A 20,029-nucleotide genomic window follows, 5' to 3' on the forward strand; every position below is an offset into this window, starting at 1 on the left:
GTGCGGCAGAGACGCCCGCCCTTTCCAAAAGACCGAGCGGCGGACGATGCCCGAACTGAAAATGATCTCCATTCGCGGTGCCCGCGAACACAATCTCAAGAACGTCGACATCGACATTCCCCGCGACAAGCTGATCGTGATGACCGGCCTGTCCGGCTCCGGAAAGTCGTCGCTCGCCTTCGACACGATCTATGCCGAGGGACAGCGTCGCTATGTCGAGAGCCTGTCGGCCTATGCCCGGCAGTTCCTCGAGATGATGCAGAAGCCGGACGTCGACCAGATCGACGGCCTGTCGCCGGCGATCTCGATCGAGCAGAAGACGACGTCGAAGAACCCGCGCTCGACGGTCGGCACGGTCACCGAGATCTACGACTATCTCCGCCTCCTGTTCGCCCGCGTCGGCGTGCCCTACTCCCCTGCGACCGGTCTGCCGATCGAGAGCCAGACGGTCAGCCAGATGGTCGACCGGGTCCTCGCCCAGGAGGAAGGCACGCGCCTCTATCTGCTGGCGCCGATGGTGCGCGGCCGGAAGGGCGAGTTCAAGAAGGAGCTGATCGAGCTTCAGAAAAAGGGTTTCCAGCGCGTCCGCATCAATGGCGAGTTCTACGACATCGCCGATGCGCCCGAGCTCGACAAGAAGTTCAAGCACGACATCGACGTCGTGGTCGACCGCATTGTGGTCCGCAACGACATCGGCGCGCGCCTTGCGGATTCGCTAGAGACGGCGCTGCGCCTTGCCGATGGCATCGCGGTTGCCGAGTTCGCCGAAGGCCTCGACGAGAACGGCAAGCCGAAGCAGCTGCTCTTCTCGGAGAAATTCGCTTGTCCCGTCTCGGGCTTCACCATTTCCGAGATCGAGCCGCGGCTGTTCTCGTTCAACAACCCGTTCGGCGCCTGCCCAAAATGCGACGGCCTCGGCTCGCAGAACTCGATCGACCCCAAGCTCATCGTGCCGCACGAGGGCCTGACGCTGAAGCAAGGTGCCGTTGCGCCGTGGGCGAAGTCCACCTCGCCCTACTACGCGCAGACGCTGGAAGGCCTCGGCCGGCAGTTCAAGTTCAAGCTCACCGACGTCTGGTCCGACATTCCCTTCGAGGGGCAGTATGCGATCCTGCAAGGCACCGGCAACACCAAGATCGAGTTCAAATACAGCGACGGCCTGCGCGCCTACAAGACCACCAAGACCTTCGAGGGCGTGATCCCGAACCTCGAGCGCCGGTGGAAGGAAACCGACTCCGCCTGGATGCGCGAGGAGATCGAGCGTTTCATGTCGGCGACGCCTTGCCCGGCCTGCAAGGGCTACCGGCTGAAGCCCGAGGCGCTGGCGGTAAAGATCGCCGGCAAGCATGTTGGCGAGGTCACCGAACTGTCGATCCGCAACGCGCTGACCTGGTTCGAGGCGCTGCCCGCCGAGCTCAACGAAAAGCAGAACGAGATCGCCGTCCGCATCCTGAAGGAGATCCGCGACCGGCTGCGCTTCCTGAACGATGTCGGCCTCGACTACCTCACCCTGTCGCGCTCGTCCGGCACGCTGTCCGGTGGCGAGAGCCAGCGTATTCGTTTGGCCTCGCAGATCGGGTCCGGCCTTACCGGCGTGCTCTACGTGCTGGACGAGCCCTCGATCGGTCTCCACCAGCGCGACAATGCGCGGCTCCTGATCACGCTGAAGCACCTGCGGGACATCGGCAACACCGTCATCGTCGTCGAGCACGACGAGGACGCGATCCTGCAGGCAGATTTCGTTGTCGACATCGGCCCGGCTGCCGGCATCCACGGCGGCGAGATCATTGCCTATGGCACGCCCGAAGACATCAAGGCGCACCCGCGCTCGACCACCGGCAAGTACCTGTCGGGCGAACTCGGCGTCGCCGTGCCGGCCAAGCGGCGCAAGCCGGTCAAGGGCAAGCGGCTGAAGGTCGTCGGCGCCACCGGCAACAATCTGAAGAACGTCACGGCGGAGGTGCCGCTCGGGCTGTTCACCGCGGTCACCGGCGTGTCCGGCGGCGGTAAGTCGACCTTCCTCATCGAGACACTGTTCAAGGCGGCGGCGCGGCGCATCGGCAATGCCCGCGACGTGCCGGCCCCGCACGAGCGTATCGACGGGCTGGAGCTGCTCGACAAGGTCATCGACATCGACCAGTCGCCGATTGGCCGCACCCCGCGGTCGAACCCCGCCACCTATACCGGCGCCTTCACCCCGATCCGCGACTGGTTCGCCGGCCTGCCGGAATCCAAGGCGCGCGGCTACATGCCCGGACGCTTCTCCTTCAACGTCAAGGGCGGCCGCTGCGAGGCCTGCCAGGGCGACGGCGTCATCAAGATCGAGATGCACTTCCTGCCCGACGTCTACGTCACCTGCGACGTCTGCCACGGCAAGCGCTACAACCGCGAGACGCTCGACGTCACCTTCAAGGAGAAGTCGATCGCCGACGTGCTCGACATGACCGTCGAGGAAGGCGTCGACTTCTTCGCCGCCGTGCCGGGCGTGCGCGACAAGCTGCGCTCGCTGCTCGACGTCGGCCTCGGCTACATCAAGGTCGGACAGCAGGCGACGACGCTCTCCGGCGGCGAGGCGCAGCGGGTGAAGCTCGCCAAGGAACTGTCGCGCAAGGCGACGGGCAAGACGCTCTACATTCTCGACGAACCGACGACGGGCCTCCACTTCCACGACGTCGCCAAGCTGCTCGAGGTGCTGCACGAGCTGGTCGACCAAGGCAACAGCGTCGTGGTGATCGAGCACAATCTTGAGGTCATCAAGACCGCCGACTGGGTCGTCGACATCGGCCCCGAGGGCGGCGATGGCGGCGGCGAGATCGTGGCCACCGGCACGCCCGAGCAAATCGCCAAGGTCGAGCGCTCCTGGACCGGCCAGTTCCTCAAGGAATTGCTGGAGCGTCGCCCTTCCATCGAGAAGCAGCAGGCAGCGGAATAACCGCGGCCGCCGCAGGGTCTTCAGCGTAAGGGAATGGGCGGCATGGTGGCGAGCGGCATCATCAGGGCGGGGATCGGCGGCTGGACCTTCGAGCCTTGGCGCGGGACGTTCTTTCCGGAGAAGCTCGCCCACGCCAAGGAACTCAGCTTCGCCTCGCGGCAGCTGGCGACGATCGAGGTGAACGGCACCTATTACCGTTCTCAGACGCCGGCGACCTTTGCCAAATGGGCGAGTGAAGTGCCGGATGGCTTTGTCTTCGCGCTGAAGGCGCCGCGGTTTGCGACCAACCGCAAGATCCTCGGCGAGGCCGGCGAGTCGATCCAGCGATTCGTCGATACCGGCATTGCCGAGCTCGGCGACAAGCTGGGTCCGTTGCTTTGGCAGTTCGCCAATACCAAGCAGTTCGACGCCGAGGATTTTGGCGCCTTCCTGAAGCTTCTCCCGGAGAAGGCAGGCGGAATGAAGCTTCATCATGTGCTGGAAGTGCGCCATCCGACCTTCGCGGTGCCGGAATTCGTCAGCCTCGCGCGGAAGCATGGCGTGGCGATCGTCCATGCCGAGCACGCGACCTATCCGGAGATTGCCGACGTGACCGGCAGCCTCGTCTATTCCCGCCTCCAGAAGGGCGTAGATACCGAGCCGACGGCGTACCCGGCAGACGCCCTCGACGCCTGGGCGAAGCGTGCGGCGGTCTGGTCCGCCGGCGGCGTGCCGGACGACCTGCCGCTGGTCGCGCCGGATGATCCGCCGAAGAAGGTGAAGCGCGACGTATTCGTCTACTTCATCCACGAGGGCAAGGTGCGGGCGCCGCAGGCGGCCATGGCGTTCCAGGAGCGCGTTCCGGCCGAGGCACAGCCGAAGGTCGCGGACTAGCCGTCCGCTTCCCTCAGCCCTTCGCGTTGGCAAGGTTCCCGTAGACCTGCGGCAGAAGGCCCGGCAGATCCTCGGCGATGAGGCCGGGGCCGAAGGTTTCTGCCGCCTTGCCATGCAGCCAGACCGCTGCCGCAGCGGCCTCGAACGGCGGAAAATGCTGTGCCAGAAGGCCGGCGGTGATGCCGGCCAGCACGTCGCCGCTTCCCGCCGTCGCCAGCCAGGGCGTGCCCGTCGCGCTAATCGCGGCTTGTCCGTCCGGCTCGGCGATGACCGTGTCCGCCCCTTTCAGGACGACCGTCGCCCCCGACCGGGCGGAAGCAGCGCGCGCCTTGGCGGGCTTGGCCATCGTCTCGTCGGCGGCGATGTCGGGAAACAGTTTTGCGAACTCGCCGCTGTGCGGGGTCAGCACTACGGCGCTGCCCGCAGCGTGGATCGCATCGAACAACTCCGACGGATCATCGGCGAAGGACGTCAGTCCGTCGGCGTCGAGGACGAGGCTGCGCCCGGCCGACAGGACCGCGTCTGCATAGTTCCGGGCAAGTTCACCCACACCGAAGCCCGGACCGAGCACGAAGACGCTAAGGCGTCGATCCTCGAGATGCGTCTCGAGCTCTGCCTTGTCGTTGCAGCGCCGCAGCATGATGGCGGTGAGGTGCGCGGCGTTGACCTGCAGCGCCGAGCCTGGCGAGAACACCGTCACCAGCCCCGCCCCTGCCCGCAGCGCCGAGAGCGCCGACAGGCGTGCGGCCCCCGTCTTGCTGGCGCCGCCGGAGAAGACGACGGCATGGCCGCGGTCGTATTTGTGGCCCTCCGCAGCCGGACCCTGCGCCAGACGCGGCCAAAGCGCCGGGCCGTTGGCAAAGGTCACCGGACGGATGCTGTCGAGCACGCCGGTCTCAATGCCGATGTCCCCGACCACGACTGCGCCGCAGAGACCCCGGCCCGGATACAGCAGATGGCCGGGCTTGCGGCGGAAGAAGGTGACCGTCAGCGCGGCGCCGAACGCCTTCCCGAGGATCGCGCCGGACAGGCCGGAGACGCCCGAGGGAAGGTCTATGGCGACCACCGGCACGCCGCTTACCCGCACCCGGTCGATCACGTCGCCGACCGCGTTCGACACCGGCCGCGACAGGCCCGCGCCGAACAGGCCATCGACGACGAGATCGAACCCGTCGGGTGCGAAGGCGTCGAGCGGCAGGACCGGACCGCAAAAGGCCGAGACAGCCGCCGCCGTCATGGCATCCGGCGCGGCTGTGCCGGCAAGGTGGAACAGCGCGACCTCCAGCCCTGCCTCCGCCAGCAACCGGGCCGCGACGAACCCGTCGCCGCCATTCGCACCGGGCCCGGCCAGTACCGCGATCCGGGCGGCCGCTGGAAAATGGGCGCGAATCGTTGCGGCGACGAACGCCCCTGCCCGTTCCATCAGCGGATGGTCGCCCTCGGCGGCGAGCGTCAGGCGATCGGCTTCCGCCATCTCCGCCGGTTCGAGGAGGGCGAGCGCTGCGACGGGGACGGGCATGGTCATGAAGCGAACTCTCGTTTGCCGAAGCGGAAGGCGGGTTCGCGACGGCCTGGCGTCCGGCGGTTTCACGGCGGGCGCGGATCGGCGTCATATCGGTGAGAACGCGTGCGATGTCGCCAGGGTTCGGTTGCCCGCCGTGTCTTAAACGCCTATCCATGCGGAGGAAGCGCCGCAAGCGCGCCGTCCGCTCGCCATTCCGCCTGGCATGGCCCCTGCACCCTGCAAGACGGGCTTCGGCCGCCTTGCAGGGCAACGTCGAGAAGGAATGTCGATGAAAAAAGTCGAGGCGATCATCAAGCCGTTCAAGCTCGATGAGGTCAAGGAAGCGCTGCAGGAAGTCGGCCTGCAGGGGATCACCGTGACCGAGGCCAAGGGTTTCGGCCGCCAGAAGGGCCATACCGAGCTCTACCGCGGCGCCGAATACGTCGTCGACTTCCTGCCGAAGGTGAAGGTCGAGATCGTGCTGGCCGACGAAGGCGTGGCCGCTGCCGTCGAGGCGATCCGCAAGGCCGCCCAGACCGGCCGGATCGGCGATGGCAAGATCTTTGTCTCCAACATCGAGGAAGCGATCCGCATCCGCACCGGCGAGTCCGGCAACGACGCGATCTGACCTCATCCAAACATCGTGGTTCACTAGGGAAGGAACGCCATGACGACCGCCAATGACATTCTGAAGCAGATCAAGGACAACGACGTAAAGTTTGTCGACCTGCGCTTCACCGACCCGAAGGGCAAGCTCCAGCACGTCACCATGGACCAGACCATCGTCGACGAGGACATGTTCTCGGAAGGCTCGATGTTCGACGGCTCCTCGATCGGTGGCTGGAAGGCGATCAACGAGTCCGACATGGTGCTGATGCCCGATCCCGAGACGGCGCACATGGACCCGTTCTTCGCGCAGTCGACGATGGTTCTCCTCTGCGACATCCTCGACCCGATCTCGGGCGAGTCCTACAACCGCGATCCGCGCGGCACCGCCAAGAAGGCCGAGGCCTATCTCAAGCAGTCCGGCGTCGGCGACACCGCCTATTTCGGCCCCGAGGCCGAGTTCTTCATCTTCGACGACGTGCGCTACAAGGCCGACCCCTACAACACCGGCTTCAAGCTCGACTCGACCGAGCTGCCGTCGAACGACGACGCCGAATACGAGACCGGCAATCTCGGCCACCGGCCGCGCGTCAAGGGTGGCTACTTCCCGGTTCCGCCGATCGACAGCTGCCAGGACATTCGCTCGGAAATGCTGACCGTGATGGCCGAGATGGGCGTCAAGGTCGAGAAGCACCACCACGAGGTGGCGGCTGCCCAGCACGAGCTCGGCATCAAGTTCGACACGCTCGTGAAGAACGCCGACAACATGCAGATCTTCAAATACGTGACGCACCAGGTCGCCAATGCCTACGGCAAGACTGCGACCTTCATGCCGAAGCCGATCTTCGGCGACAACGGCTCGGGCATGCACGTGCACCAGTCGATCTGGAAGGGCGGCAAGCCGGCCTTCGCCGGCAATGAATATGCCGGCCTCTCGGAATCGGCGCTGTTCTACATCGGCGGCATCATCAAGCACGCGAAGGCGCTGAACGCCTTCACCAACCCGTCGACCAACTCGTTCAAGCGGCTGGTCCCGGGCTACGAGGCGCCGGTGCTGCTCGCCTATTCCGCGCGCAACCGCTCGGCCTCCTGCCGCATCCCCTTCGGCCAGTCGCCGAAGGCCAAGCGCGTCGAGGTCCGCTTCCCCGACCCGATGGCGAACCCGTACCTCGCCTTCTCCGCCATGTTGATGGCTGGCCTCGACGGCATCAAGAACAAGATCCATCCGGGCGAAGCCATGGACAAGGATCTCTACGACCTGCCGCCGGAAGAGCTGAAGCAGATCCCGACGGTCTGCCGCTCGCTCCGCGAAGCGATGGAAAACCTCGACTCCGACCGCGAGTTCCTGAAGGCCGGCGGTGTGTTCGACGACGACCAGATCGACGCCTTCATCGACCTGAAGATGGCCGAGGTCCTGCGCTTCGAAATGACCCCGCACCCGGTCGAGTTCGACATGTACTATTCGCTGTAGGCTTCGGCTCGCAATGACGAAGATGAGGGCCTCCGCTTCGGCGGAGGCCTTTTTTATGGTCCAAACTTGACTGACGGTCGTGTCGAGAAGGCGTGGTTCTGTATGGCCGTGACCACGCCTGCCGTTGGAGCCCACCTCTCAGGTCGTCATCCCGGCCTTGAGCCGGGATCCATTCCTCCGCGCTGAGGCGGATGGCCGCTGCAGAAGGGAATGTCGACCGTCCCGGCCTTGTTCGACGGTTTGGCATGGATCCCGGATCAAGTCCGGGATGACGAACTTTGGGTGTTTGTGCGCCTCTCAGCAGGCAGATACTCGTGTCCAGAACTCCCGTCCCCTTGGGGATCGACGCCAAACGTCTGAGTCAGTCCATTCGCTGGAAGAGCCAGTTCAGCGTGTCGCGCCAGTCCAGCATCCGCAACGGCGTCCCGTGGTTGCCGCTGTCGAAGGACACGAACCGGACGAGGTAGTTTTCCGCTCGCAGCGCCGTGTAGACGCCTTTGGCGCTGTCCCAGGCGAACACCTTGTCGCGGGTGCCGTGTGCCAGCACCAGCGGCACGCGGCGGGCACCGGCGGCCTTGCGCATGGCGGCAAGCTTTGCCGGCGGGGTGTTGGCGCTGAGCATTACGAGGCCGTCGACGACGCCGATGACGGCGGGGTCGCTGGCAAGGTCCCAGCAGAACTCGGCGCCCATCGAGGCGCAGGCGAGGACGATCGTGGCGGTCGGATGATCTCGGCCGAACCCCTCGACCAGCGCGCCGATCCGGGCCATGTCATGGCCCAAGAAGCTGCCGGCATCGGCGGTGACGTAGAGGCCGCCGGCGCGCTGCATCAGGTTTTTCAGCCGGTTGAAATTGCCGCCGAAGCTGCGGTCGTTCATGCCGAGGCGGCGGTCGCCATTGCGGCCGTGGACGAAGAGAACGATCGTCGTCGGCGCCTTGGTGTCGCCGACCGTCATGATCTTCAGCGGACCGGCGGGCGTCTGAACCACGCTCTCCGCCTGGCTTCGCAATGGCGCGAGATCGACATAGGCCGGCTTCACCCGCCGCTCCGGGATCTCGTCGCGCTCGTCGATATCGCGCTTCTCGGAATAGTCGACGTCGATCTCGGCGCCGCCGTCGAGGATGGCGGTGAGTGGCGGATAGGCGAACAGCGCATCCTTGAACGGCGCCAGCGGCGGAGGGCTTGCCGCCGCGGCGGTGGCGAGGAGCCCACCGAGCATGCCGGCGAGAAGGGAGCGTCTGATGGCGTGTCCGGACATGTGAACGTCCTTGCCGTGTTCAGCGTGTTTTGCAAGTCACGCCAGGGCGAAAACCTGTTGGTTAACCCCGCTCTTTCGGCGTTTGTGGGCCGCATCGCCTTGAAGAACATTTCGTGAAAGTGTAGCTCCAAGGCATGGCATTCTCCTTCGCCCCCGACGTCCGTCGCAAGGCGGCTTTCAGGTCCCCATGAGCGACGATCTCTTCTCCGGCGCCGCTGCCGCCAAGGTCCGCGCGCCGAAGGCAGCGCCGCGGCCGAAGCCGGTCGACCCTTTGCGGGCGGCCTTTGCGGATGCCGTCGATACGTCGGGATCGAACTATACCGCCGCCGACATCGAGGTGCTCGAAGGGCTGGAGCCGGTCCGGCGCCGTCCCGGCATGTACATCGGCGGTACCGACGAGAAGGCGATGCATCACCTCTTCGCCGAGGTGATCGACAACTCGATGGACGAGGCCGTCGCCGGCCATGCGAACTTCATCGAGGTGGCGCTGGAGGCCGACGGCATGCTCGCCGTGTCCGACAATGGCCGCGGCATTCCTGTCGATCCGCACCCGAAATACAAGAACCGCTCGGCGCTCGAAGTCATCATGACCACGCTCCATGCCGGCGGAAAGTTCGACTCCAAGGTCTACGAGACCTCCGGCGGCCTGCACGGCGTCGGCGTCTCGGTGGTCAACGCGCTGTCGTCGCGCCTCGAGGTGGAGGTCGCCCGCAACCGCAAGCTCTACCGCCAGGTCTACGAGCGCGGCGTCGCCGTGACCGAGCTGGAAGAGGTCGGCGAAATCCAGAACCGCCGAGGCACCAAGGTGCGCTTCCTGCCGGACACGCAGATCTTCGGCGCCAAGGCGGCCTTCGACCCGGCGCGGCTGTTCGCGATGGCGCGCTCGAAGGCCTACCTTTTCGGCGGCGTCGAGATCCGCTGGTCCTGTGACGCCTCGCTGCTGCCCGCCGACGGCAAGACCCCTGCCCGCGCCACCTTCCATTTCCCCGGCGGCCTGAAGGACTATCTCGAGGGCTCGCTTGGCGACGAACAGCGTATCACCTCGCAGAGCTTTGCCGGACGGACCGCGAAGCTCTCCGGTCATGGCGCTGTCGAATGGGCGGTGAGTTGGACCGGCGGCGACGGGTTTGTTCGCTCCTACTGCAACACCATTCCGACGCCCGAGGGCGGCGCCCACGAGGCGGGCCTGCGCGCGGTGCTGCTGCGCGGCCTGAAGGCGTTTGCCGAGGTCTCCGGCAACAAGCGGGCCTCGGTGATTACCGCCGACGACGTGATGATCACGGCGTCCGCGATGCTGTCGGTGTTTATTCGCGAGCCGGAATTTGTCGGCCAGACCAAGGACCGGTTGGCGACAACGGAGGCCCAGCGCATCGTCGAGAACGCCCTGCGCGACAGTTTTGACATCTGGCTTGCCTCCTCCCCGCAGGACGCCGCCAAGCTGATCGACTGGGTGGTCGACCGCGCCGACGAGCGGCTGCGGCGGCGCCAGGAGAAGGAAGTCAACCGCAAGAGCGCGACGCGCAAGCTGCGTCTGCCGGGCAAGCTCGCGGACTGCTCGCAGAGCGGCGCCGCTGGAGCCGAGCTCTTCATCGTCGAGGGTGACTCCGCCGGCGGCTCGGCCAAGCAGGCGCGAGACCGCGCGCGGCAGGCGATCCTGCCGCTGCGCGGCAAAATCCTGAATGTCGCGAGTGCCGGGCGCGAAAAGCTCGGGGCCAACCAGCAGATTTCGGACCTCATCCAGGCGCTTGGCTGTGGTACCAAGGGGCGCTACCGCGAAGAGGACCTGCGCTATGAGCGCGTGATCATCATGACGGACGCCGACGTCGACGGCGCCCACATCGCCTCGCTGCTCATCACCTTCTTCTATCAGGAGATGACCGACCTCATCCGGCAAGGCCACCTCTTCCTCGCCGTGCCGCCGCTCTACCGTCTCGCCCAAGGTGGCAAGGTGGCCTATGCGCGGGATGACAAGGACCGCGAACGGCTGATGGCGCGCGACTTCAAAGGCAAGGGCAAGGTCGAGGTCAGCCGCTTCAAGGGCCTTGGCGAAATGTTGCCGTCGCAGCTGAAGGAGACCACGATGGACCCGAAGAAGCGGACGCTGCTGCAGGTGGCGATTGATGAGACGCCGGAGATCGGCACGGCCGATGCAGTGGATGCGCTGATGGGCAACCGTCCCGACCTTCGCTTCCGGTTCATCCAGGACCGGGCCGCCTTCGCGGTCGATCTCGACGTATAATCTTTCGTCGGCGCTGGAAATCAGTGCCGGACACGCCATCAAACGACATGCTCGTCCGTTATATAATTGACGACAGGCTTTCCGCCGAGCCGACCGTCAGGACACGAGCCGCCAGAGCAGGGAATGAAACCATGACCCACCGCACCCGCCTTTTCGCTGGCATCGCAATGTTCGCGCTCGGCCTTGGCGCCGCCTCGGCGCAGGAAACACCGGACGCCACCGCGCCGGCACCGGCGGCGCCGACCGCGCCCGCCCCTTACACCCCGCCAGCGGCGGCGGCTCCTGTCGAGCCCGCCGCTCCGGCAGCACCCGCGCCCGCTGACACGGCAACTGCGCCCTTGCCTGCCGCCGACGATGCGGTGGCCGCTGCCATCGCCAGCCTGCCGACCGGCATCGAGGACGTGCAGGTGGTCGGGCCTTGGATCGACGGTGACAAGAGCGGCGTCTGGCGTACCGCGATGATTCAGGTCGGCACTGGCGACAAGGAAAGCTATCGCTTCTTCATCCAGCAAGTCGAGAAGGCCGCGGGAGTGGCGACGGTTCTGACCTCGACCGAGATCAAGGAAGTCACAGGGGTCAATGGCTCCATCGTCGGCTACCGCGCGGACGAACCGACCGAGGGTGACACGACCGGACTGACCCTCTTCTTCGACATCGTTCCAAGCGACGGCGAAATTGCCGAGACCTACGAATTGCACTTCCAGGAGGATCGGACCTACACTTTCGGTCCTTCGACGAACTGAACTCCGGCAATTGGCGAAGGCTCGGCAAGTGCTGCCTTCGCCGACTAACGGTCGGATGCTGTCTCCGGCGGACGACAATCTGAACAGTTGTACCGCTTAAGCATGTGAAACCTCGGAAGGCCTCCTATATAGGCTGGGAGGTTGACTTGAAAAAGCCTACGCCGTATCGCCCATGCTAGACACGGGCGGATCGAGGCGTCCGACCTCACCCTTCGTCAATCGCGAGATTACACAGCTCAATGCTATTTTCCGAACTGGGCCTCAGCGCCAAGGTTCTCGCTGCCGTGGAAGCCGCCGGCTATACCGAGCCGACCCCGATCCAGGCCCAGGCTATTCCGCATGCGCTGGAAGGCCGAGACGTGCTGGGCATTGCCCAGACCGGAACAGGAAAGACAGCCTCCTTCGTCCTTCCGATGCTGACGCGGCTCGAAAAGGGCCGTGCCCGGGCCCGAATGCCCCGCACCCTCATCGTCGAGCCGACGCGCGAACTTGCGGCGCAGGTCGCGGAAACCTTTACCAAGTACGGCAAGGACCAGAAGGTCAGCATCGCCCTCCTCATCGGCGGCATGTCCTTCGGCGAGCAGGACAAGGTGATTGACCGTGGCGCCGATGTGCTAATCGCGACGCCGGGTCGTCTGCTCGATCATGTCGAGCGCGGCAAGCTCCTGATGACCGGGGTCGAGATCCTCGTCATCGACGAGGCCGACCGCATGCTCGACATGGGGTTCATCCCCGACATCGAGCGGATCTGCAAGATGATCCCGTTCACCCGGCAGACGCTGTTCTTCTCGGCAACCATGCCGCCGGAGATTACCCGCCTGACCGAGCAGTTCCTGCAGAACCCGGTCCGCATTGAAGTTGCCAAGGCTTCTTCGGCGGCTCTGACGGTCGAGCAGAAGGTCGTGGCGTCGCAAAAGGAGGACTTCGCCAAGCGCGAGACCCTCCGCAAGCTGCTGCGCAGCCAGGACGACATCACCAACGCGATCATCTTCTGCAACCGGAAGATCGACGTGGCCTCGCTCTTCCGGTCGCTCGAGAAGCACGGCTTCTCCGCCGGCGCGTTGCATGGCGACATGGAGCAGCGGGCGCGCATGACGATGCTGCACAATTTCCGTGAGAACAAGCTGCAGCTGCTGGTGGCGTCCGACGTCGCCGCGCGCGGCCTCGACATTCCGGCCGTCAGCCACGTTTTCAACTACGACGTCCCGATCCATGCCGAGGACTACGTCCACCGCATCGGCCGCACCGGTCGCGCGGGTCGCTCCGGCAAGGCGTTTACCCTCGTGACGTCGAAGGACAAGAAGCACCTCGATGCCATCGAGAAGATGCTGGGTCTCGAACTGCCATGGCTCGACGGGAACGTATCCGACCTTCCCGCCGTGATCGCGGCCGAGACGGCAAGCGAGGAGCGTCCGGAGAAGCGGGCCGGCGGTCGCAAAAGCGCCAGCGGGACGACGCGCCGTCCGCGGGCGCCGCGCGTCATCGAGGCGGTTGCCGAGGATGACGTTCCGCTCGAGGCAGTCTTGTCGGCGCCGACGGTAGACGCGCCGCATGTCGAGGTGGAAGCGCCTGTTTTCCTGCAGCCGCCGATCATGGAACCCCGTGTGGTCGAGCCGGCCGCTGCGGCAGCACCGGTCGTTACTCCGCCCGCAGCGTCTCCCCGTCAGCAGCAGCCTCGGGGCGGCAACGCCTATGGCGACGCGCCGAACCGCGAACGTGGCGGCCGCGGCCGGTCGGATGACGGCGGCCCCTCGCCGATCGGCTTCGGCGACGACACGCCGGCTTTCATGCTGATCGAAACCGGCATGCTGGCCAACAGCGAAGCCTAGTTCACCTCACGTCGAACGAAAAAGGGTGATGCTTCCAGCGGGCATCACCCTTTTTTATGGGCTGTTCGGCGATGAAAAGGTTCGCGCGCCGGCTTCGCGGCGCTGGCGCGGTGGGCTGCTGCGAGAGCGAGGCGCGACCAGTAGGCGGCGCTGTCGCTGTCCTCGAAGGCTTCGTCCGGCAAGGTGGAATAGGGCATTGCGACCGGCGTCTTGCCGGAGCGGGCATAGTGCCAGCGCCGGCTGCCGGCGTCGGCAAACTCGCCTGCGGTAACACTGTCGACTTTCAGCATGAGCTCACCGCCGACCACGATGGCGACGATCAAGCCGTCGGCGTATATCCCCTGTCCGCCAAACAGTCGGCTGATCCGGATTGGACCGATTGCTGCGAAAAGCTCGTGCAGCAGCTCCGGGTCCAAAGGAGACGTCCTTGCGCTTTAGTTGGCGCGGGCTTCCAGCACGGAGGCATCTGCCGGGGTCAATTCTACCGACTCACCGCAACCGCAAGCCGAGGTCTGGTTGGGGTTCTTGAAAGTGAAGCCGGACCGCAGTGTCGTCTCTTCGTAATCCATTTCCGTTCCCAACAGGAAGAGCACGGCCTCCGGAGCGATGTAGACGCGCGCACCATCCTTCTCGACGACGTCCTCGAACGGCTTGGTCGAGGTCGCGAGGTCGACGGTGTACTCCATCCCGGCGCAGCCGCCCTTTTTCACGCCGATCCGCAGGCCGAGCGCTTCCCGGCCAGCGAGGATGGAGCGAACGCGAAGCGCTGCGGCATCGGTGAGGTTCATCACGGCAAAGCGGCTCATGATGGCATCCTTTCAAGAGTCGAAGTGGCCGAGCGATGGCCACTCCGAAAATGGGCCTTATTCGGCCCCGGCGCAAGCGGTGCCGAGGGCACCAGCCGCGCGTCGGCAAGCCTTGCGTCAGAACCAGCCGACGGCGACCTGGGCCTCTTCGCTCATGCGGTCCGGTGTCCACGGCGGGTCGAAGACGAGGTTCACCGTCACGTGCGAGACGCCGCCGACCGAGGACACGGCATTCTCCACCCAGATCGGCATCTCGCCGGCCACCGGGCAGCCCGGCGCCGTCAGCGTCATCTCGACACCGACGCTGCGGTCGTCCTCGATGTCGATCTTGTAGATCAGGCCGAGTTCGTAGATGTCGGCCGGAATTTCCGGATCATACACGGTCTTCAGGGCCGCGATGATGTCGTCGGTCATCCGGGTCAACTCGTCGGCGGGAATCGCGGAGACCTTCGTCCCGCCGGATGCCATGCCGATATTGGCTTCGGCGGTATCGTCCGCAATTGCCGTGTCGAGCTTGAGATCTTCGATCATGATATTGTCCTTCAAGCGAAAAATCGTCTCGCCTTTTCCAGGGCCGCAGCCAGGATATCGATTTCTGCCGTCGTATTATACAGGCCAAACGAAGCGCGGCAGGTCGAAGTCGCCCCGAAGCGCTTTAGCAGCGGCTGGGCACAGTGCGTCCCGGCACGAACGGCGACGCCCTCGCGGTCGATCAGCATCGAGACGTCATGGGCATGGATGCCCTCGAGATCGAACGACAGGATCGCGCCCTTGCCAGGCGCGCTGCCGTAGATCCGCAGCGAATTGATGGCCGACAGTCGCTCGGTGGCGTAATCCCGCAGCATGGTCTCATGCGACAGAATCGCCTCTCGCCCAAGCCCTTCCATGTAGCGAAGCGATGCCGCAAGGCCGATGGCCTGCGCTATCTGCGGCGTCCCCGCCTCGAAGCGATGTGGCGGGGCGTTGTAGGTCACGCCCTCTTCCGTGACTTCAACGATCATCTCGCCGCCACCATTGAAGGGACGCATCCGCTCCAGCATCGCCGCCTTGCCATAAAGCACGCCGATGCCGGTCGGGCCGTAGAGCTTGTGGCCGGTGACGACGTAGAAGTCGCAACCGAGATCCTGAACGTCGACCGGCAGGTGCACGGCCGCCTGGCTGCCGTCGACCAGCACCGGGATGCCGCGGGCCTGCGCGAGGGCGACGACTTCCTTCACCGGCGTTACGGTGCCCAGCACGTTCGACATGTGCGTCATCGCAACGAGCTTGGTGCGCGGCGTTATCGCGCGCCCGAACGCCTCAACCGAGATCGAGCCGTCGTCCTCGACCGGCACAAAGACGAGCTTGGCGCCGCGGCGCTCGCGCAGGAAGTGCCAGGGCACGATGTTGGAGTGGTGCTCCATGATCGTCAGGACGATCTCGTCGCCCTCACCGATCTCCTGCATGCCGTAGCCATAGGCGACGAGATTGATCGCCTCCGTGGCCGACGAGGTGAAGACGATCTCGTCGACGCTGCCGGCGTTCAGAAAGGCGCGGACGGTTTCCCGCGCGTTCTCAAACTCTTCCGTCGCTTTGTTCGACAGGTAGTGCAAGCCGCGATGGACGTTCGCATAGTCTTCCGAATAGGCTTTCTGGATGGCGTCCAGCATGGCTTTCGGCTTCTGTGCAGAAGCGCCGTTGTCGAGATAGACCAGCGGCTTGCCGTAGACCTGTTTCGACAGGATCGGGAAGTCGCGCCGGATTGCCTCGACGTCGTAGCCAGCCTTGATCGGGCTTTCCGCGTTCATGCTGCTTCCCTTCCGAGCCAGGTGTGCCGGCCCCTAGTGATCCGTCGCCAGCCAGGCGTCGATCCGCGCCTCGAGCGCCTCGATAGCGCCCTCGTGCTCGAGCTCCTCGACGACTTCCTTGACGAAGGCCTTGACCAGCAAGGACCGCGCCTCGCGCTCCGGAATGCCGCGTGACATCAGGTAGAACAGATGGTTGGCATCGATCTCGCCCGCCGTCGCCCCATGGCCGCACTGCACGTCGTCGGCGAAGATCTCGAGTTCGGGCTTGGCCGAGAAGTCACCGTCGTCGGAGAGCAGCAGGCTGTTGCAGGCCATCCGCGCATCGGTCTTCTGTGCGCCACGCGATACCTTGATCATGCCCTGGAAGACGCCATGGCCACCGGTGACGACATTACGGAAGGTCTCCGTCGAAGTCGTGTTGGGCACGGTGTGGTTCAGCGTCGTGGTGACGTCGATATGCTGGTTCGCATGCAGCAGGTTGACGCCGCGCATCTGAATGTCGGCGCCCTCGCCGGCTGTCTCGGTATGCACTTCCATCCGCACCAAAGCGCCGCCAGCGTTGAGCACGAACAGCCGGAACAGCGCATCCTTGCCGACACTGACATTGAGCTGGCCGAGATGTGTCTCGCCCTTGCCCTTCGCCTGATCGATGATCCACAGCACCTCGGCGCCCTCGCCGATCGTCAGATGCGCGACGCCCGTCGAAAGGGCACCGGCGGCCCCTGAAGAGAGGCGCTCGACGATCAGCGCCTTGGCGCCGGCCCCCACGTCGCAGCGGACGTAGCCGCGGTCGCCGCCGTCGAGCGGCTCGGCGCGGAGTTCGATCGCCTGCTCGACATTCGAACCGGCGGCGATCGAGAGGTGCGTCGCCGTCGCGCCGAAAGCGGCGCTGACGAGGCGGATCGTGTCGACGTCGCGGTCGAGGTGGTTGACCACCTGGTGCCAGTCCGGTGTCTCCGCAGAGAGGGACGCGGTGACGCCTTCCGGCAGGTGCGTCGGCAAGGCTGCCTCGGCGCCGAGGTCGACGACAACACTGCCGGACAAAAGCGGCGCGACGAGCGTCGGCTCGGAGGAAGGCAGGACCGCGTCGATGATCTTGCCGATCAGCCCGCGCTGGGTGCCACCAACGAGCGAACGCAGGTCGGTATAGTGCCAGGCCTCGATGCGGCGGTGCGGAAGGCCGTCACGGCGCAGCGTTGCGATGGCATTGCGCCGGGTCTCGTCGCCGTCAACGAGACCGGCCTCGGCATTGGCGATCAGGGTTTCCTCTGGCGGCGTCAGGCGACGCAACTGATGAACAGTCATCTCAGGCCGCCTCGCCGATGATCTCGGCATAGCCCTGGTCTTCCAGGCGCAGCGCCAGTTCCTTGCCGCCCGACTTGATGATGCGGCCCTTGTAGAGGACGTGCACCGTGTCCGGCACAATGTGTTCGAGCAAGCGCTGGTAGTGCGTGATGACAAGGAACGAGCGATCGGCCGAGCGCAGCGCGTTGACGCCGTCGGAGACGATCTTCAGCGCGTCGATGTCGAGGCCGGAATCGGTCTCGTCCATGACGCAGAGCTTCGGCTCCAGCAGCGCCATCTGCAGGATTTCGGCGCGCTTCTTCTCGCCGCCGGAAAAGCCGACGTTCAGCGGCCGCTTCAGCATCGCCCAGTCGATCTTCAGATCTTCCGCCGCGCCCTTCACCCGGCGCATGAAGTCGGGTGTCGTCAACTCGCCCTCGCCGCGCGCCTTGCGCTGGGCGTTCACGGCGGTCTTGAGGAAGGTCATGGTTGCGACGCCTGGGATCTCCAGCGGATACTGGAAAGCAAGGAACACGCCGGCGGCCGCGCGCTCCGCCGGGTCCAGTTCGAGGATCGACTCGCCGTTGTAAAGGATGTCGCCCTCGGTCACCTCGTAGTCCGAGCGACCGGCGAGGATGTAGGACAGCGTCGACTTGCCCGAGCCGTTCGGCCCCATGATCGCGGCGACTTCGCCGTCCCGAACGGTGAGGTCGAGCCCTTTGAGGATCTCGGTATCTGTGCCCGCCACGCGGGCATGAAGGTTCTTGATTTCCAGCATGGTCAATTCTGCTCTTTGAACGGCGCACGTCTGTAGTGCGGGTCATCGTCAATGTTTACGGTCTGGTCGGCATGCAGAGACGGTACAGGCTGCTTGGACACATGGTCCGCCAGCCTCAGTCCCACAGTTCCAAACGTTTTTCGATGCGATCGAGGCGAACCGCTATCGAGGCTATTTCGATGGCATGTCGAGCGGAAGTCTCGGCAACCATGGCCAACTGCGGACCGATCTGCAGTACATCGGACAGCACCGTCGAAACCTGATCCTTGAGCGCCGACACATCGGCGCGCATCAGCTGCACAAGCTTCAGGATCTGGTCGGCGGCGTCGTCCGACATTACCCCACGCTACCCTCTAGGCTGATGCCAATGAGCTTCTGCGCCTCGACGGCGAACTCCATCGGCAGCTGCTGGATAACGTCCCGGACGAAGCCGTTGACGATCAGCGCGACTGCCTCCTCCTGCGGGATGCCGCGCTGCATGCAGTAGAACAGCTGGTCCTCGGAGATCTTCGACGTCGTCGCCTCGTGCTCGAACTGCGCCGTCGCGTTCTTCGCCTCGATGTAAGGCACGGTGTGCGCGCCGCACTCTTCGCCGATCAGCAGCGAGTCGCACTGGGTGAAGTTGCGGGCGTTCGACGCCTTGCGGTTCGTCGTCACCTGGCCGCGATAGGTGTTGTTCGACTGACCGGCGGCGATCCCCTTTGAGATGATGCGGCTCGACGTGTTCTTGCCGAGGTGGATCATCTTGGTGCCCGAGTCGATCTGCTGGCGGCCGTTCGACACGGCGATCGAGTAGAACTCGCCGCGAGAATTGTCGCCGCGCAAGATGCAGCTCGGATACTTCCAGGTGATCGCCGAACCGGTCTCGACCTGCGTCCAGGAGATCTTGGCGTTGTCGCCGCGGCAGTCGCCACGTTTGGTGACGAAGTTGTAGATGCCGCCCTTGCCGTCCTTGTCGCCAGGGTACCAGTTCTGGACGGTCGAGTACTTGATCTCGGCATCCTCGAGCGCGACCAGCTCGACAACCGCTGCATGCAGCTGGTTCTCGTCGCGCTGCGGCGCGGTGCAGCCTTCGAGATAGGAGACGTAGGAGCCCTTGTCGGCGATGATCAGCGTGCGCTCGAACTGGCCTGTATTGCGCTCGTTGATCCGGAAATAGGTGGACAGCTCCATCGGGCAGCGCACGCCCGGCGGCACGTAGACGAAGGACCCGTCGGTAAACACGGCCGAGTTCATCGTGGCGAAGAAGTTGTCCGACACCGGGACGACGGAGCCCAGATACTTCTTCACGAGATCGGGATGCTCGCGGATGGCTTCGGAGATCGGCATGAAGATCACGCCGGCCTTCTTCAGCTCCTTCTGGAAGGTCGTGGCGACCGAGACCGAATCGAACACGGCATCGACCGCGACGCGCCGTTCGACGCTTTCGATCGCGTCGCCGTTCTCGTCATACTCGATCGGCGCAACCGGCTTGACGACGCCGGCCAGCATCTCTTGCTCGCGCAGCGGGATGCCAAGCTTCTCATAGGTGCGCAGCAGTTCGGGATCGACTTCGTCGAGCGAGGCAGGCCCGGACATCGACTTTGGCGCCGAATAGTAGTGCAGGTCCTGAAAATCGATTGGCGGGTAGTCGAGCTTCGCCCAGCTCGGGCTCTCCAGCGTCTTCCACCGCTCGAAAGCCTCGAGTCGCCAGTCGAGCATCCACTGCGGCTCGTCCTTCTTCGCCGAGATGAAAGCGATGGTGCTCTCGTCGAGACCCTTCGGCGCCGTGTCGGACTCGATGATGGTCTCGAAGCCGTATTTATACTGGTCGACGTCGATCAATCGGACCTGGTCGATGGTTTCCTGGACTGCAGCCATGGGATGTCTCCGCCCTCGCCGGATTCAAGGTCCGGTGGTTTGGTTCTGCCAGCGTCATT

Annotated in this window: 17 protein-coding genes; 7 read left to right on the forward strand and 10 right to left on the reverse strand. The window is 64.9% G+C overall.

Features of this window, described 5'->3' with window-relative positions:
• Positions 1-46 precede the first annotated feature (46 nt).
• Both uvrA and ACZLZY_RS10335 read left to right on the forward strand, forming a co-directional pair.
• Positions 47-2,932: an excinuclease ABC subunit UvrA gene (gene uvrA / locus ACZLZY_RS10330; protein WP_472933457.1), complete on the forward strand. Its 2,886-nt coding sequence runs from the start codon at positions 47-49 to the stop codon at positions 2,930-2,932.
• A gap of 42 nt (positions 2,933-2,974) precedes the next feature.
• Complete coding sequence (locus ACZLZY_RS10335; protein ID WP_472933458.1) at positions 2,975-3,805, forward strand: DUF72 domain-containing protein; 831 nt, start codon at positions 2,975-2,977, stop codon at positions 3,803-3,805.
• Positions 3,806-3,818: 13 nt separating this feature from the next.
• On the opposite strand, the gene ACZLZY_RS10340 is transcribed toward ACZLZY_RS10335, so the two are convergent.
• Complete coding sequence (locus ACZLZY_RS10340; protein WP_472933459.1) at positions 3,819-5,330, reverse strand: NAD(P)H-hydrate dehydratase; 1,512 nt, start codon at positions 5,328-5,330, stop codon at positions 3,819-3,821.
• 268 nt (positions 5,331-5,598) lie between these two features.
• On the opposite strand from ACZLZY_RS10340, the gene ACZLZY_RS10345 reads away from it, so the two are divergent.
• Positions 5,599-5,937 carry a P-II family nitrogen regulator gene (locus ACZLZY_RS10345; RefSeq protein WP_472933460.1) on the forward strand — a complete coding sequence of 113 codons (339 nt, stop codon included), beginning with the start codon at positions 5,599-5,601 and terminating at the stop codon, positions 5,935-5,937.
• A 39-nt stretch (positions 5,938-5,976) separates the two neighbouring features.
• Complete coding sequence (gene glnA / locus ACZLZY_RS10350) at positions 5,977-7,386, forward strand: type I glutamate--ammonia ligase (protein ID WP_472933461.1); 1,410 nt, start codon at positions 5,977-5,979, stop codon at positions 7,384-7,386.
• A gap of 361 nt (positions 7,387-7,747) precedes the next feature.
• Here glnA and ACZLZY_RS10355 read toward each other — a convergent pair whose 3' ends face one another.
• Positions 7,748-8,644: an alpha/beta hydrolase family protein gene (locus tag ACZLZY_RS10355; protein WP_472933462.1), complete on the reverse strand. Its 897-nt coding sequence runs from the start codon at positions 8,642-8,644 to the stop codon at positions 7,748-7,750.
• 187 nt (positions 8,645-8,831) lie between these two features.
• Here ACZLZY_RS10355 and parE point away from each other — a divergent pair, with 187 nt between their 5' ends.
• From parE to ACZLZY_RS10370, 3 genes are all read left to right on the forward strand, one after another.
• Positions 8,832-10,883, forward strand: coding sequence for a DNA topoisomerase IV subunit B (gene parE / locus ACZLZY_RS10360; protein ID WP_472933463.1), 2,052 nt, complete (start codon positions 8,832-8,834; stop codon positions 10,881-10,883).
• 131 nt (positions 10,884-11,014) lie between these two features.
• Positions 11,015-11,626 carry a hypothetical protein gene (locus ACZLZY_RS10365; RefSeq protein WP_472933464.1) on the forward strand — a complete coding sequence of 204 codons (612 nt, stop codon included), beginning with the start codon at positions 11,015-11,017 and terminating at the stop codon, positions 11,624-11,626.
• Positions 11,627-11,865: 239 nt separating this feature from the next.
• Positions 11,866-13,455 (forward strand): DEAD/DEAH box helicase, encoded by a 1,590-nt coding sequence (locus ACZLZY_RS10370; RefSeq protein WP_472933465.1) that lies wholly within the window; start codon positions 11,866-11,868, stop codon positions 13,453-13,455.
• Between the two features lie 44 nt (positions 13,456-13,499).
• On the opposite strand, the gene ACZLZY_RS10375 is transcribed toward ACZLZY_RS10370, so the two are convergent.
• The 8 genes from ACZLZY_RS10375 to sufB form a co-directional block, all read right to left on the reverse strand.
• Entirely contained in the window at positions 13,500-13,871 is a 372-nt protein-coding gene (locus ACZLZY_RS10375; protein ID WP_472933466.1) for a TfoX/Sxy family protein, read from the reverse strand.
• Positions 13,872-13,889: 18 nt separating this feature from the next.
• A complete protein-coding gene (gene sufA, locus ACZLZY_RS10380) occupies positions 13,890-14,261 on the reverse strand; it encodes a Fe-S cluster assembly scaffold SufA (RefSeq protein ID WP_472933467.1) in 372 nt (123 codons plus the stop codon).
• A 117-nt stretch (positions 14,262-14,378) separates the two neighbouring features.
• Positions 14,379-14,729 (reverse strand): SUF system Fe-S cluster assembly protein, encoded by a 351-nt coding sequence (locus ACZLZY_RS10385; protein ID WP_472933566.1) that lies wholly within the window; start codon positions 14,727-14,729, stop codon positions 14,379-14,381.
• A 74-nt stretch (positions 14,730-14,803) separates the two neighbouring features.
• Complete coding sequence (locus ACZLZY_RS10390) at positions 14,804-16,048, reverse strand: cysteine desulfurase (protein ID WP_472933468.1); 1,245 nt, start codon at positions 16,046-16,048, stop codon at positions 14,804-14,806.
• A gap of 33 nt (positions 16,049-16,081) precedes the next feature.
• Positions 16,082-17,353, reverse strand: coding sequence for a Fe-S cluster assembly protein SufD (sufD, locus tag ACZLZY_RS10395; protein WP_472933469.1), 1,272 nt, complete (start codon positions 17,351-17,353; stop codon positions 16,082-16,084).
• A gap of 1 nt (position 17,354) precedes the next feature.
• Positions 17,355-18,110, reverse strand: a complete 756-nt coding sequence (sufC, locus tag ACZLZY_RS10400) for a Fe-S cluster assembly ATPase SufC (RefSeq protein ID WP_472933470.1) — start codon at positions 18,108-18,110, stop codon at positions 17,355-17,357.
• A gap of 115 nt (positions 18,111-18,225) precedes the next feature.
• A complete protein-coding gene (locus ACZLZY_RS10405; protein ID WP_472933471.1) occupies positions 18,226-18,447 on the reverse strand; it encodes a hypothetical protein in 222 nt (73 codons plus the stop codon).
• Positions 18,447-19,970, reverse strand: a complete 1,524-nt coding sequence (gene sufB, locus ACZLZY_RS10410) for a Fe-S cluster assembly protein SufB (protein ID WP_472933472.1) — start codon at positions 19,968-19,970, stop codon at positions 18,447-18,449. The genes ACZLZY_RS10405 and sufB overlap by 1 nt, the downstream gene beginning before the upstream one ends.
• Positions 19,971-20,029 lie beyond the last annotated feature (59 nt).

Source organism: Mesocryomonas lacus (assembly GCF_055730135.2).

Bases quoted from the DNA above. Each gene is read 5' to 3' on its own strand.
- uvrA (WP_472933457.1), top strand. From the start codon at position 47: ATGCCCGAACTGAAAATGATCTCCATTCGCGGTGCCCGCGAACACAAT.
- ACZLZY_RS10335 (WP_472933458.1), top strand. From the start codon at position 2,975: ATGGTGGCGAGCGGCATCATCAGGGCGGGGATCGGCGGCTGGACCTTC.
- ACZLZY_RS10340 (WP_472933459.1), bottom strand. From the start codon at position 5,330: ATGACCATGCCCGTCCCCGTCGCAGCGCTCGCCCTCCTCGAACCGGCG.
- ACZLZY_RS10345 (WP_472933460.1), top strand. From the start codon at position 5,599: ATGAAAAAAGTCGAGGCGATCATCAAGCCGTTCAAGCTCGATGAGGTC.
- glnA (WP_472933461.1), top strand. From the start codon at position 5,977: ATGACGACCGCCAATGACATTCTGAAGCAGATCAAGGACAACGACGTA.
- ACZLZY_RS10355 (WP_472933462.1), bottom strand. From the start codon at position 8,644: ATGTCCGGACACGCCATCAGACGCTCCCTTCTCGCCGGCATGCTCGGT.
- parE (WP_472933463.1), top strand. From the start codon at position 8,832: ATGAGCGACGATCTCTTCTCCGGCGCCGCTGCCGCCAAGGTCCGCGCG.
- ACZLZY_RS10365 (WP_472933464.1), top strand. From the start codon at position 11,015: ATGACCCACCGCACCCGCCTTTTCGCTGGCATCGCAATGTTCGCGCTC.
- ACZLZY_RS10370 (WP_472933465.1), top strand. From the start codon at position 11,866: ATGCTATTTTCCGAACTGGGCCTCAGCGCCAAGGTTCTCGCTGCCGTG.
- sufA (WP_472933467.1), bottom strand. From the start codon at position 14,261: ATGAGCCGCTTTGCCGTGATGAACCTCACCGATGCCGCAGCGCTTCGC.
- ACZLZY_RS10385 (WP_472933566.1), bottom strand. From the start codon at position 14,729: ATGGCATCCGGCGGGACGAAGGTCTCCGCGATTCCCGCCGACGAGTTG.
- ACZLZY_RS10390 (WP_472933468.1), bottom strand. From the start codon at position 16,048: ATGAACGCGGAAAGCCCGATCAAGGCTGGCTACGACGTCGAGGCAATC.
- sufD (WP_472933469.1), bottom strand. From the start codon at position 17,353: ATGACTGTTCATCAGTTGCGTCGCCTGACGCCGCCAGAGGAAACCCTG.
- sufC (WP_472933470.1), bottom strand. From the start codon at position 18,110: ATGCTGGAAATCAAGAACCTTCATGCCCGCGTGGCGGGCACAGATACC.
- ACZLZY_RS10405 (WP_472933471.1), bottom strand. From the start codon at position 18,447: ATGTCGGACGACGCCGCCGACCAGATCCTGAAGCTTGTGCAGCTGATG.
- sufB (WP_472933472.1), bottom strand. From the start codon at position 19,970: ATGGCTGCAGTCCAGGAAACCATCGACCAGGTCCGATTGATCGACGTC.